Here is a 12566-nt window from a genome sequence, read left to right on the forward strand (position 1 = left end):
ACCGGAACCGCCTGTCACGACCGCCTTCCGGCCGTGCCGGGCAATCGAAACTCGGTGGCTCCGTGAGGGACAGAGGTCATCACGCGATCATGACGGCGGTGACGCGTTTCTTGACGCCTTCTTCACGCGACCGGGCTCCGGCGTGACGCCGCTCACCGGCGTCCTCCGACCGGGTCACAGCCCGACCGGCGCGGGCGGCAAGCGCGGCGCAGGCGGGCAGGCAGGCGCGGCGGGAGGGGCGGGAGGGGCGGGCTGTCAGTCGGCCAGCCAGCTCCGGATCTCGTCGCCGTGCTCGTCGAGCCCCGGCGGCGGCAGGTCGTAGCGTGGCGGGGTGGCGGTGAGGCCGATCGGGTTGCGGATGCCGGGCACACCGCCGGTGGTGACCACCGGGTCCAGCCCGAGTTCCCGCGCCAGGTCGACGCCTCCGGCGACCGTGTTGATCGGGGCGCACGCCACGCCCGCCGCGCGCAGGTCCCGGAACCACTCGTCGCGGGTCCGCTGGCGCAGTCGCGCGACCAGGAGGGGCCGCAGTGCCTCCCGGTTGACCGTGCGGTCCTGGTTGCGGGCGAACCGGGGGTCGTCGGGCAGTTCGGGCAGGCCGAGCACCTGGCACAGCTTGCGGAACTGGCCGTCGTTGCCGGCGATGACGACGAGGTCGCCGTCGGCGGTGGGCAGCGGTTCGTACGGGAACAGGCTCGGGTGCCCGTTGCCCATCCGGAACGGCGTCGCGCCGCCGGCGACGTGGCCGCTGGTCTGGTTGACCAGGCCGGACAGCGCGGAGGAGAGCAGGTCCACCTCGACGTGCTGGCCGGCGCCGGAGCGGTCGCGGTGGTGCAGGGCGGCGAGGATGCCGACGGCCGCGTGCAGGCCCGCGATCACGTCGAACACGGCGACCCCGGCCTTGTAGGGCGGGCCGTCCGGCTCGCCGGTGAGGCTCATCAGGCCGGAGGCGGCCTGGACCACCAGGTCGTAGCCGGGCAGGTTGGCACCGGCACCGCCGCCGAACCCGCTGATCGAGGCGTAGACGATCCGCGGGTTGACGGCGGCGACGCTGTCGTAGTCGAGGCCGAAGCGCCGCAGCCCGCCCGGCCGGAAGTTCTGGATCATGACGTCGGCGCGGCGGACGAGTCGCCGGGCGACGTCCAGGTCGTCGGGGTCGGCGAGGTCGAGGGCGACGGAGCGCTTGTTGCGGTTGACGCCGAGGTAGTAGGTGGAGGTCCCCTCCCGCACGGGCGGCAGCCAGGTCCGGGTGTCGTCCCCGCCGGGTCCTTCCACCTTGATCACCTCGGCGCCGAGGTCGGCGAGGAGCATGGTCGCGTACGGTCCGGCGAGGATGCGTGAGAAGTCGGCGACGAGGACGCCGCCGAGCGGCCCGGACCGTTGCTCTCCCATCGCCCGCGTACCCCTTCTCCGTCGACGCCACGGCCGGCGCGGCGGCGTGGCGGCGCCTGCCGGGTGCCGGCGTCCGGCGCGTCCGGACGGCAGGACCACGATGGCACAGCGGGCGCGACGGACGCCGGTCACCCCGACGTGCGGGCCGGGGCGGATGGCGGCGGCCCGCCGCCATCCGCCGAAACGGGGTCAGCCCTTGCGCCACTTCTGGTTGGCGGTGCCCGCGCAGTCCCAGAGCTGGAGCTTCGCGCCGTCGGCGCTGTTCCAGTCCCGGATGTCGACGCACCTGCCGGCCTGGAGGTTGACCAGGTCGCCGGCGGCGTTCAGGGTGAACCGCTGCGCGCCCGTGCCGTTGCACGTGTAGAGCTGGACGACCGCGCCGTTGCCGGTGGCGCCGCCGTCGACGTCCATGCACTTGTTGTTCTGGCTGCGCAGGGTGTCGCCGGTGAACGTCCACTTCTGCGCGTCGGTGCCGTTGCAGTTCCACATCTGCAACTGCGCGCGGTCGACGAAGTTCGCGTTCGGCACGTCGATGCACTTGTTGTTCCAGTTGCTCAGCACGGGCACCGCGCCGCCGGGGTTCCCCGGTCCGCTGCCGCCCGCGCCGAAGGGGCTCAGGATGAGTCCGGCCGCGCGGGGGTCGCCGTCGTGGACCAGGGACTCGAACGCGCCGACGTCGTCGAAGGCGAAGGCGTACGCCTTGCCGTCGGTCATGTTGGCATGGATGACGCGGGCGTAGTGGTTCGTCGGGTTGTTGCGGTAGAACTCGGCGGCGTTGGTGCTGGGCTGGGTGTCGATGGTGCCGAGCGTGCCCCGGTTCAGCGCGGCGCAGAGCGTCCGGGAGATCGGGCCGACGACCGGGTCGTTGGGTGCGGGCAGGTCGCCGTCGCAGCCCCAGACGCTCGCCGACGAGGGCCGGTTGAAGGAGGCGACCACCTGGCCGGCGCTGTTGGTGAAGGTCATGACGTTGCCCGAGGTCCGCCCGAAGTAGCGGGTGTTCGGCTGGTCGGCGAACGGCACCACGGTCAGCGTCTTGGTCGTGTACGCGTTCCACGCCGACGCGATGTAGGAGTCCAGGTAGGTGGCGCTGAACAGGCCGGCGCCGGCCGCCTTGCCGGGCGCGAGCACGCGCAGCACCGTCCCGTCGGAGCGGGTGTGGACCGTGTTGGCCCAGCCCGGCTGAGACCGGATGCCCTCGATGATCGCGTTGCGGCCGCCCGCGACGACGTCACCGGTGCGCTTGGTGACGCCGGTGGCACCGGTCACCGTGACCGCGTGCGGCACCGCGAACATGTCGACCTGTGAGCTGTTGAGCCAGAGTCCGGCGTCGTTGTAGGTGAACTCGCTCCAGTCGAACAGGATGTCGCGGTTGGCGTCGCCGGCCGCCCACGGCGCGGGTTGGACCAGGCCGTCCGGGGTGAGGAAGAACTTGAGCTTCTCGCCGAAGGAGAAGTAGACGCGGCCGGAGAACCCGCGCGGGAACCGGATGGTCGTGCTGCCGCCGTTGCCGGGGCCCGGGATCGAGGCGTCCGGCGCGGGCGACGGCGGGAGCTGCCCGCCCGACCACGGAACGAAGGTGCCGCCCTGGTTGACGTAGCCGAGGCGGCCGCTGGAGAGCTGCACGCCGATCACGTACAGGTGGACGGCCTCGCCCCGGCCGGTGCTGTTGGTGACCGTGACGGGCAACAGCGCTGGGCCGACGGCCTGGGCAGGGGACGCGGCGACGGTCACCGGGACGGCGGCGACCAGCGCGGACACGGCGGCGAGCAGCCTTCTTCGGAACTTCACGAACTCCTCCTCGGGGATGGTGGACAAGCGAAGAGAGCGCTCTCTCAGCGTCGGCCCGAAGCGGCGCCCCTGTCAATAGACGTACGCAAATGGTCGTCGCCGACGCCGCGCGGAACCCGGCCCTCCGTCGCGCCGCCGTCAGGTCACTTGACCCTGCCTCCGGAAGCAGGGTGTCGCGGCGGTGTACCAGTCCGTCCTCACCGGCAACCTGTATCCGCTGGCGCTGTGGAAACTGCGCCTGTTCGGCCTCGAGACCACGTCGACACGCGGATCGGGGCGTACGGAGGCGACGCGTGGGACCGCAGGGACCTGCCGAATCACGCCTTCGCCCGGGCGGAACGACACCTCGGCCGGCGCTTCCACGGCTCGCAGACGGTCGTCCGCCGCGGCGTCGAAGCGGCACACGCGGTCGGTGCCAGGGCTGTCGCGGTGGCCACCGGCACGACCAGCGCCGCCCGGCTGGCGGCCGCAGGGGCCGACGTCGTGCTGCCCGACCTCACCGACACCTCCGCCGTCCTGCACGCGATCACCGCCCCCGATCCGGCAGCCCTGGGTGGCGGGGCGGGAACCGCGCACTCCGGTGGCGTCGGCCGGCTCGACGTAGCGGGCCCGCCGGGACGACGCGCCCTCCGCGGCGACGTGCGGGCGCTCACCGACCGGCGGTGGAGAGGTCCTCGCCGCTGATCACGCAGCACCCGAACAGGTCGCCGAGGACGGCTCGTTGATGCTCCGTGAGCGGGTTCACGAACACCGCAACACCGACCGCCGCGGCCCGGCACGCCTGCGCGATCTCGCGCGCCCTGCCCGGGCTGAGCAGTGTCCGCCGCGAGAACGGCAGAGCCATCTTGGCCGCACCGCCACACGAGACACCCCGCCGCTGGACGTGCCGGCTCACCACCCGCCCGCCACGGGCCTGCACGGAGGCCGCCAGCACGTCGAGCTTCGCGCTGAACTCCTTGTCCTTCGCCGAGAACAGACCCACAAGCGCCACGTCGGCGCCCGCCAGCACGAAGGTCGGTGGCTCGGTCGGGTATCGCCGCACCGGGCCATGGTGTCAGGCGCCGCCGGGCACCGCTCATCGGCACGACCGCGTGCTGGGCCCGTCGCTCCCGCCGCCACGCGCGCGGATCGCGCATGAGCGAGTCGGGTGGTCACGCGCCGCCGTCGTCCTGCGCGAGCCACTGACGGACGGCCGAGAAGTCGGCTTCGGTAAGGCCGACGTACGGGTCGACGCGGTGCAGCAGGGACCGCGCCGGGTAGTGAGCCGCGACCCACCGTCGGTCAGTGTCGGTCGTCTCGTCGTCAAGCCACACGAAGGGGCGGCCAGCTGCCCACCGGGCCAGAGGCACGGTCTTCCAGTGCAGGCCACACGTCGAATCGTCGTCGCCCTCCGGCCATTCGACCACGGGCAGGTCGGGCAGCCCGAGCAGTGGCGAGACGGTCTCGTTCGCTTCCGCCATCCACGTCGTCGCCCAGACCAACTGGCAGCCCAGGACTCGCAGCCGGCGACCATCGTTCGGATCGAGCCGATCGAGCAGGGGGCTACCGGGACCATCCAGCGGCGGCGTGACCGCACCGCCCCGGGGACGCCTGCGGTCAACCGGCCGGGCCCTGAACGGGATCAGCGTTCCGTCCACGTCGAGGAAGATCAAGGGACAGCTGGCAGGACCGGGCATCACGGATCGCACCGTATCGTGGGCAGATCCGAGCTGGGCGGGTGCCTGCCGACTACGTCGACCGTGGCGGGGATGGATGACAGACGACTGGTGGCACCGCTCCGCTGATCAGCTCGCGGTCTGCTCGCGCAGCGCCCTGGTGGAACTGACAGCGGTGCTGCCGGCAACCGGCAGATTCGTTGTCGCCCGTCTCGACGCGACGAGGATGAGCGATGCGGACCACGCCTTCTACGAAATCTCGGACGCGCTGCTCTTTCCTAGCTACTTCGGCTGGAACTGGGCAGCGTTGTCCGAATGCCTCCGCGATCTGAACTGGTTGCCTGCGGACGGTTATCTGATCGTCGTCGACAACGCTCCCCGGTTGCTATCGGGCGGTGCCGGGGATCGGCACACCCTGTTCCAGATCCTCTCTCAGACCGTCCACTACTGGGCCAGCCCGCTCGGCCGGCCCAACGGCAAGGGAGTCCCGTTCAAGGTGCTGCTGCTGTGTGACCTCGACGAGGAGGCAGCACTGCTGCGGCAGGAGATCGCTTCGGCGGTCCACAACGTGCGGTAATCGTCGAGGCCCGCAACCGCCGCCCGGGAGGTCGGGATCGATGTGCGCCGGTCGAAAAAGCGACCAGCGCTCTTGGCGGTATCAAGCGATGAACCATCACCGCAATCTTCTCGGCACGAAGGTACGCCGGGGAACGGTCGAGTCGAGTCACCCGAAGTCGACACCTTCGGAGCCGCCGAAGAGGTCTCGGAGCAGGTAGCGCTGGCCAGAGGGTTGCTGGTGGGATGTTCAAGGTCCTCTGCACGCGGGGGGGGTGCCAGGAATCAGCTGATAGCGAGATTTCGGCCCACCCATTGGTTCACCTGGCGACGGCCACGCAGTCGGACCACCGCAACCTCCTCGTCGCGCTGGTCAAGCAGCGCGGCGACCCGCTTGCCCGGGCCGCCGTACGTACGCCACGCCCATCGGATGACATGCTCGGGATCGGTGAACACCGTGCGAAGCGCTGGCTCGACGTTGCCGTTCCACAGATGCTCGCGTCGAACCCTACGGGCGACTGTACGCACGATGACCTGCCGCATCACCAGGCGGCGCGGATGGTCGAGCCAGAGGACCAGGTCGGCCTTGCTCTGGAGGATGTCCCCGAGTTTGGCGGTGTATTGCCACTCGGTCACCCACCGCGGCTGTGCCGCGAACTGTTCGACCTCGTGCCTGAACGTCGGGCGCGGCACCCAGTTCTCTCCGTGATGCAACGCGTCGAGCTCAACCCGGGGAAGCTGCCAGGACTGGGCGACCAGCGTGGCCAGGCTCGTCTTGCCCGCGCCGGATGTGCCTGCGACCAGGACGCGGCGCGGTCTCCAGGGCAGCGGGTCGTTCCAGCGCAGCAGCGGCGCGCGCACACAGTAGAACAGCCGCCGCGGGAGCTGGTCTTGTCGGCTGCACCGCACTCGTAGTCCGACCAACTCACCCGTCAGAGCAGGTCTCGGCCTGGTCCCACCGGCTGCATGACGGCCCGCCGCCTGTCGTCACACGCGATCGGCGGCAGGAGCGGACGTCCGCGCACTACTCGTTGACGAGCTGCTCTCGAAGAATGTCCGCGTGCCCACAGTGCTGGGCGAGCTCGCGCAGCACGTGGAGATACACCCACCGCAGCGGAAGCGGGCCCCGCCGGTGCCCGTGCAGGATGTCGTCCAGACCCAGGGATGACGTCGCTTGGCGTGACGCTTCACAGGCTTCGCGGTGCGCGCGCTGGACGGTGGCGATCGTGTCGTCGTCATCGAGGATGAACGACTCCTCCGACGACGCGGGGATGCCGATCTCCGCGCGCGACCGGCACGTGACGGCCTCGTCGAACCAGACCTTCTCGACGAAGGTCGCGTGCTTCACAAGACCCAGCAGCGTGGTCCGGGAGGCCACCAACGATCGGCGCGCCTGTTCCTCCGTCAGCCCGTCCAGGCAGCCGTTGAGCGCGCCGCGGTGCTCGTCGAGGAACGCCTCGAACTGGGCACGGGCTGGCTGTGCCACGACCTCATCGGCAAAGGTAGGCGGGTAGGAAGCCATGGACTTAGCATTCCAGACCGTCGCCCCGGAGCAACCAGCGGACATCGGCACGAGCGATCGGGTGGAGATCGGCGGGCGATTGGAGCTGGCGCGCTGAGCACAGCAGGCGTCACACGTCACCACCAGAGCCACTGGGCGCCGTGTCGGTGCTGCTGGATGGTCGGGATGGTGTCGACGATCCCGTCTCCGCGATGTTCCTTCGCGGCGTTACGGCAGACGGCCCTCGCGGCCTGACGCTGCCTGCTGGTCCAGACGGCGTTGATGAACCAGCGCGGCGGGCCTCCACCACCGACCAGCCAGCGCAGGCCGGTTCGCGGGTGATGCGGACCGTCTTTGTCCGTACGAGACATGGTTGCCCCCTCTCTCGGGGCCGCGGACGCGGCCACCTAGCGGGGGTGGAACGCGGCGCTGATCCTTGTGAGTGGGTCGACAACCATGACCGCAGGATAGGTCCGTTGCATTCGCGGCGCCGCGACAGGAGTTCGACGAGACGGTGGGCACCAGCGGCAGATGAGTGCGCGCGTCGCCGCACGACTGAACCAAGCGCCGAACCTCGATCCGGGCCCCGGGCGCTTCGTCGCTGCGGACAGTGCGCTTGGTCGCCTCGATACGATCAACGCGGTCGTCTGCCGCTTGCGCTGGCCCGCGCCATTCTCGGATCCCGGACATGCACTCCATCGCGTCCGACGTCGGCTTGATCAGGTTGTCGAGGTCCCACGCTTCGTTGGCGTTGCGCGCTTCAGGCGTACGAAACTCGACGAGAACCGAAGAACGCTCCGCCCACGGACCCAGGCCGGTCTCCGTGAAAGCCTCGCGGACAGCGGCCTTCCCCGCAGGCTCGGCTGCCGACGAGTAGCTCGCTGACTGGCCCACCACCTCCACGATGACGAGCGTCTCGAACCTCATGACAGACCATGATGGCCACCGCGGCCTCTGCAACGGAAGACTCCCGCCCTCGTCGCGGCAGATGAGCGTCCATGATCATGGTGCCGATTACGGCGAGTTCGAGGGCTTGGCCTTCTGCGGGTAGATCGTCTCGTGACGGGCCAGCATGGCGACGAACTCGGCGACCTTGCGCTCGCGGGTCTGCGCCCGTTTGACGGCATCGACGCGGTGGAGAGCCCGCAGGCATAGCTCCGTCATGCATTCGACCGGCGGCCATCGCCGATTCCACGCCCCACTTGGTGGAGACCTGTTCGGGTGCCTCTACTTGGTCTGCCGAATCGAAGGCTCAGCTCAGGGCGGCGTGGGTGTCGGTGAGGAAGCGGTCGCGGTCGTCGCCATGGGCGATCGCCGCGTTGTAGATGGCGTTGATTGCAGCAGCCAGCGGATCGTCGTTCGCCAGGGCAATCAGGGCGGGGAACGCAGCGGCCTGCTGGAGTGCCCCTGCGACGGTGCGGGTGCCGATCCCTGGCGTGTCCAGGCGGAGGGTGACGGTGGTGTGCGGAACCTCGGGATCGGACATGAGCCGGTTGAACGCGGCATTGCCGCTCTGCTCGGTGAAGGATCGGGGCAGTGGACGGTCGGCCTCGGCCGCGACGAGCGCGTCGGCGATCCACCCGATCTGCTCCAGCCCGGCCACTCGCATCGCATGGCGGGCCGCCCAGCATGCTGCCTCCCGCTGGCGGGTGGCGGGCAGCGCATCGATGCGGTCGAGCAGCCGGCGGTCGATCCGGGCCAGCGACCGCGCCTGGCCGAAGAGTCCGCGGACACGATCCGACGGCAGAGCGCCTCCCCACCGCTCGGCGTCGCGCTCGGCCTGCAGACGGCGGTACTTCTCGGCCAGCACGGTTGCCTCGGCGGCCTGCCCACGCAACGTCTGGATCCACGGATACGACCCGGCGGCGTCGAGCAGATGGTCCCAGATCAGGCTGAGGGCGAAGGCGTGCCGGCCCAACACTCCCTCGTGCCTCAGCGTGAAGCCGTCAGAACCGGACATCACCCGTACGGCAGTCGGCTCGTCATCCGGCAGCGTCGCCAGCGGATGAGGGAAGATCGGTTCAACGGCGGTGGCCCACGACCAGGTGAAGGTCTCGTCGTCGACCCGCTCCAGCCGGACCTCCAGGTCGCCGACGGGCAGCACCCCGGCCGGGACCTCGACCGGCGCGGGCCGATGACGGACCACCGCCACGCGGGACAGGCCGGCATCGTCCTCGTGGGGGTAACCTGCTGGCAACAGCGGCAGGATGCCCGGACGGGCGGACGGGCGAGGTACCAGCGACAGCATCGCCCACTCCGCGGCCTTCGCCGGCTTCTGCTCCCAGCCGCGACCTTTGGGGTCGGCCAGCACGGTGCGCCACGGCGCCTCCTCGGAAACTCCCCAGACGTGCAACTCGTGCCGCTCGGGCGGGTCGCCGTCGGTGCGTACCGTCTCGTGCAGTCGGTCGCGTGCGTGCACCCGCACCCTGACAAGCCCACGCGGGACGGCGACGTCGGTAAGAGCGTCCGCAGTGCCACCCATCAAGCCGATGACCGACAACCGACCGCTGGGACTCCAGAGGGTCACCTCACTGATCGCGTCCCAGCCGACGTCGGCCTCCGCCGCAGGCCCGGACAACACACGAACGCGTGCCTCGATCCACCCGGTGTGAATACCGCAGAAACCGGTGAACTGACTCGGTCCGCCGACGTGTAGCAGGTCGTCGCCGAGGATGTAGATCCCCATGCCGGACACACCCGGCGCTGTGGACACCTCGTACTGGCAATGGCTGACCGACAGCCGCGCCCAGTCGGTCATGAACGCCGAAGGTCGATGATCCGCGCTGGGGGCGTCATTCACTCCCGGATCCTACGGCCGCCGTCATCGGACCAATGACCCAAGGGATCGACGAAAGCTCCTGCCGACGTTGTCCGACCACGCGGCCGGCCGCCCGGAGAGGACGGATCGCCGCCGTCACACAACGTAAAGGACGATCTGCGGCAGCTCCGGATGCCTGGTCGAGGCGGGTCGGTGTTCAGCCGTACTGGCCTGCGAACAGCAGGTCACGTGCGGGGATGGTTGGTGATGCCGTCCAGGATCGTGACCAGGGTGTGGTGGAAGGTTTCCTCGGCGTCGAGGTGGGCGCCGTCGACGACGAGCCGGGCGACGGTGGGGTAGCGGCCTGTTTCGAGCATGCGTGTCAGGTAGGGCCCGAGGGCGGCCTGCCAGGCGGGCACGTCGGTGCCGGTGGAACGGGCGGTACGTCGCTCGGTGATCTCCCTGCGGAGCGCTCCGACGACGAACGCGTTGAGGGCGTCCACAGCCCGCTGTAGATCGTCGATACCGCGTACGCCGGGGGCCTGGCTGAGCGCCGCCGCGGTCGCTTCGCCCACGGCGAGCGCGTGAGGTCCTAGGTGTGGCCTTGCGCCGAGCAGGTCGGCGAACCACTCGTGGTCGAGGGCGGCTTCGCGAGTCGCGTGGGCGAGGGCCAGCACCGTGGCGCGCCACTCGGAGTGCTGGTCGGCCTCGGCGATCTGGGCGTACACGGTGTCGACCATCAGATCGAGCAGTTCGGACCTGTTGATCACGTAGTCGTAGAGCCGCATCGGACCGACGCCGAGCTCCTTGGCGATCTTGCGTACCGAGAGCCCGTCTAGGCCGTGTGCGTCGGCGAGCCGGACAGCCGTGGCGGCGATCCTCGCGCGGCTCAGCGCCACCGGCGCCGCCCGGGGCTGGGGCTCGGGCCGTTCCCAGATGGGCAAGGGTGCGTTACCGTACGGCGTATCCACAAGATACAGCGTACGGTAACGGAGATGATGATGCGAATCGCGATCGCCGGCGGTGGCCTCGGCGGCCTGGCCCTGGCCCGGATCCTGCACCGGCACGGCATCGGCGCGGTGGTGTACGAACGCGAGGCAAGCCGATCCGCGCGATCGCAGGGCGGCTCGCTCGACCTGCACCCGGAGTCCGGGCAACAGGCCCTGGCCGCGGCGGGTCTCGCCGGCCGGTTCCGGTCCGAGGCCCGGCCGGAGGGCGAGGAACATCGCATCCTCGATCCGGCCGGACGCACCCTCGTGCACCACAGGCCGCAACCCGGCGCATTCTCCGGACGCCCGGAGATCGACCGCAGCGCACTGCGTGATCTTCTGCTCGATTCGCTGCCCGCCGACACTGTCAGGTGGCAGCACCGGCTCGTCGCGGCGACGCCACGACCCGACGGAGGCTTCGGGCTGACGTTCGACGGCGGCCACCGCGCCGACTGCGACGTGCTCATCGGCGCGGACGGCGCACGCTCGGTCGTCCGGTCGCTGCTGACCGACGCGACGCTGTCCCCCGTGGCCACCTTGGTAGAGCTGAGCGTCAGCGACGCCGACCGGCGCCACCCGGACCTCGCCGAGCTGGTCGGCCCCGGAAACCTCTGGTGCATCGGCGTGAACCAGATCCTGGCAGCGCAACGCCTCGGCGACGGCAGCATCCGAGTCGGCATCTCCCTACGCGCGGACGACCGCCACCTGGACACCTACCGCAGCAAGCGCGCTCTGCTGGACATCTTCGATGGCTGGGACCCCAGCCTCACCGCACTCATCGAAGCCGGCGACGGCCCGCCGACCCCACGCAGGATCGAGGCGATGCCCACCGGCACACGCTGGGCCCACCAACCGGGCATCACCCTCATCGGTGACGCCGCGCACCTCATGCCGCCGGTCGGCGAGGGCGCCAACCAGGCCATGCTCGACGCCGCCGAACTCGCCGCCGAACTCGCCGCCAACCCCGCCGACCCCAATTCGGCGATCCGGACGTACGAGGAGGCGATGTTCACCAGGATCCACCCGATCGCCGAAATGTCCGCACGGGTCCAGGCCATGATGCTCTCCCCCACCGCAGCCGAGGACATCATCCGCTTCTTCGCGCCGCGGCCCACCGAGCCGGCACCCGCAGATTGACGACGCGCGACGCAGCGCGGCCTCGCCCTTGTGGACGCTCCTGCCCCGGTGGATCGGATGTCCGGTCGTCGGCAGATCCGCGTGCTGGGCGCCGCCGGCCGACTCGCAGCGTTGGGGGGTGCCCTCCGGGGTCGCGGTAAGTACGCCGGCGTTGGCCATGAGGAACATCAGCATGTCCTCGGTGACGAAGTCGGCGCGCAGCTCTGAGCCAGTGAACATCACCGTCTTCGGCACCACCGGCCGGTTCGCGGACACTCAGTCGAGACAGAACTCGTTGCCCTCGACGTCCTGCATCACGAGGCACGACTCGTTGACGCCATCGGCACGCAGCAGCCGCACGCGTGCCGCGCCGAGCGCGATCAGGCGTGCGCATTCGGCCTCAAGTGCGGCCAGGCGCTCCTCGCCCACGAGACCGGTACCGACCCGCACGTCAAGATGCACCCGGTTCTTGACGACCTTGCCTTCGGGAACGCGCTGGAAGTACAGTCGCGGGCCCACGCCCGAGGGATCGACGCAGGCGAACGCCGAACCCTGACGCTCGGGCGGCAGCGCGCGGTCGAAGTCGCCCCAGGTGGCGAACCCCTCCGGTGGCGGCGGTACGACGTACCCCAACACCTCGCACCAGAAACGAGCGACGCGCTCAGGTTGCGCGCAGTCGAAGGTGACCTGGAACTGCTTGACCGACGCCATCGCTCCACCATAGAGCCCGGGCCTCGCGTCGTCTCCCACGGGCCCGCCCCCGGCCAGGTCGTGGCGCATGCGGCCGGCTCCTGAGCATGAGTGGGACCTCG

Annotated in this window: 13 protein-coding genes and 1 pseudogene; 3 read left to right on the forward strand and 11 right to left on the reverse strand. The window is 70.3% G+C overall.

Features of this window, described 5'->3' with window-relative positions; genetic code table 11:
- Positions 1 to 255: 255 nt before the first annotated feature.
- Positions 256 to 1392 (reverse strand): CoA transferase, encoded by a 1137-nt coding sequence (locus tag AB0G13_RS07510; RefSeq protein WP_357870324.1) that lies wholly within the window; start codon positions 1390 to 1392, stop codon positions 256 to 258.
- A 189-nt stretch (positions 1393 to 1581) separates the two neighbouring features.
- Positions 1582 to 3180, reverse strand: coding sequence for a beta-1,3-glucanase family protein (locus AB0G13_RS07515; protein ID WP_357870424.1), 1599 nt, complete (start codon positions 3178 to 3180; stop codon positions 1582 to 1584).
- Positions 3181 to 3405: 225 nt separating this feature from the next.
- Between AB0G13_RS07515 and AB0G13_RS07520 the strand changes: the two genes are divergently transcribed.
- A complete protein-coding gene (locus AB0G13_RS07520; protein WP_357870326.1) occupies positions 3406 to 3864 on the forward strand; it encodes an HAD hydrolase-like protein in 459 nt (152 codons plus the stop codon).
- Here AB0G13_RS07520 and AB0G13_RS07525 read toward each other — a convergent pair.
- Both AB0G13_RS07525 and AB0G13_RS07530 read right to left on the reverse strand, forming a co-directional pair.
- Positions 3830 to 4222, reverse strand: a complete 393-nt coding sequence (locus tag AB0G13_RS07525) for a hypothetical protein (protein ID WP_357870329.1) — start codon at positions 4220 to 4222, stop codon at positions 3830 to 3832. The genes AB0G13_RS07520 and AB0G13_RS07525 overlap by 35 nt on opposite strands.
- Positions 4223 to 4331: 109 nt before the next feature.
- Positions 4332 to 4856 (reverse strand): HAD domain-containing protein, encoded by a 525-nt coding sequence (locus tag AB0G13_RS07530; protein ID WP_357870427.1) that lies wholly within the window; start codon positions 4854 to 4856, stop codon positions 4332 to 4334.
- A gap of 76 nt (positions 4857 to 4932) precedes the next feature.
- Between AB0G13_RS07530 and AB0G13_RS07535 the strand changes: the two genes are divergently transcribed.
- Positions 4933 to 5412, forward strand: a complete 480-nt coding sequence (locus tag AB0G13_RS07535) for a barstar family protein (RefSeq protein ID WP_357870333.1) — start codon at positions 4933 to 4935, stop codon at positions 5410 to 5412.
- Positions 5413 to 5675: 263 nt separating this feature from the next.
- Here AB0G13_RS07535 and AB0G13_RS07540 read toward each other — a convergent pair whose 3' ends face one another.
- The 6 genes and pseudogenes from AB0G13_RS07540 to AB0G13_RS07565 all read right to left on the reverse strand — a co-directional run bounded on the left by AB0G13_RS07540 (position 5676) and on the right by AB0G13_RS07565 (position 10593).
- Positions 5676 to 6251, reverse strand: a complete 576-nt coding sequence (locus tag AB0G13_RS07540; RefSeq protein ID WP_357870336.1) for a hypothetical protein — start codon at positions 6249 to 6251, stop codon at positions 5676 to 5678.
- 163 nt (positions 6252 to 6414) lie between these two features.
- On the reverse strand, positions 6415 to 6912 hold the full coding sequence (locus AB0G13_RS07545) for a DinB family protein (protein ID WP_357870338.1): 498 nt from the start codon (positions 6910 to 6912) through the stop codon (positions 6415 to 6417).
- A gap of 116 nt (positions 6913 to 7028) precedes the next feature.
- Positions 7029 to 7262, reverse strand: a complete 234-nt coding sequence (locus tag AB0G13_RS07550; protein WP_357870340.1) for a hypothetical protein — start codon at positions 7260 to 7262, stop codon at positions 7029 to 7031.
- 643 nt (positions 7263 to 7905) lie between these two features.
- A pseudogene (locus tag AB0G13_RS07555) lies at positions 7906 to 8031 on the reverse strand (YdeI/OmpD-associated family protein); the annotation flags it as partial.
- 112 nt (positions 8032 to 8143) lie between these two features.
- Positions 8144 to 9691: a hypothetical protein gene (locus tag AB0G13_RS07560; RefSeq protein WP_357870343.1), complete on the reverse strand. Its 1548-nt coding sequence runs from the start codon at positions 9689 to 9691 to the stop codon at positions 8144 to 8146.
- Between the two features lie 203 nt (positions 9692 to 9894).
- The gene (locus AB0G13_RS07565; protein WP_357870345.1) at positions 9895 to 10593 is read right to left on the reverse strand and encodes a TetR/AcrR family transcriptional regulator; all 699 of its coding nucleotides are present in this window, start codon (positions 10591 to 10593) and stop codon (positions 9895 to 9897) included.
- Positions 10594 to 10644: 51 nt separating this feature from the next.
- On the opposite strand from AB0G13_RS07565, the gene AB0G13_RS07570 reads away from it, so the two are divergent.
- Positions 10645 to 11775: an FAD-dependent monooxygenase gene (locus tag AB0G13_RS07570; protein ID WP_357870348.1), complete on the forward strand. Its 1131-nt coding sequence runs from the start codon at positions 10645 to 10647 to the stop codon at positions 11773 to 11775.
- Between the two features lie 255 nt (positions 11776 to 12030).
- Here the strand turns inward: AB0G13_RS07570 and AB0G13_RS07575 are convergent, their stop codons facing one another.
- The gene (locus AB0G13_RS07575; RefSeq protein ID WP_357870351.1) at positions 12031 to 12465 is read right to left on the reverse strand and encodes a VOC family protein; all 435 of its coding nucleotides are present in this window, start codon (positions 12463 to 12465) and stop codon (positions 12031 to 12033) included.
- Positions 12466 to 12566: the final 101 nt, after the last annotated feature.

The organism is Micromonospora sp. NPDC023633 (assembly GCF_040640035.1).
Classification (GTDB): Bacteria; Actinomycetota; Actinomycetes; order Mycobacteriales; family Micromonosporaceae; genus Micromonospora.

Coding starts and splice junctions, on each gene's coding strand:
- AB0G13_RS07510 (WP_357870324.1), bottom strand. CDS start 1,392: ATGGGAGAGCAACGGTCCGGGCCGCTCGGCGGCGTCCTCGTCGCCGAC.
- AB0G13_RS07530 (WP_357870427.1), bottom strand. CDS start 4,856: ATGCCCGGTCCTGCCAGCTGTCCCTTGATCTTCCTCGACGTGGACGGA.
- AB0G13_RS07535 (WP_357870333.1), top strand. CDS start 4,933: ATGACAGACGACTGGTGGCACCGCTCCGCTGATCAGCTCGCGGTCTGC.
- AB0G13_RS07545 (WP_357870338.1), bottom strand. CDS start 6,912: ATGGCTTCCTACCCGCCTACCTTTGCCGATGAGGTCGTGGCACAGCCA.
- AB0G13_RS07550 (WP_357870340.1), bottom strand. CDS start 7,262: ATGTCTCGTACGGACAAAGACGGTCCGCATCACCCGCGAACCGGCCTG.
- AB0G13_RS07570 (WP_357870348.1), top strand. CDS start 10,645: ATGATGATGCGAATCGCGATCGCCGGCGGTGGCCTCGGCGGCCTGGCC.
- AB0G13_RS07575 (WP_357870351.1), bottom strand. CDS start 12,465: ATGGCGTCGGTCAAGCAGTTCCAGGTCACCTTCGACTGCGCGCAACCT.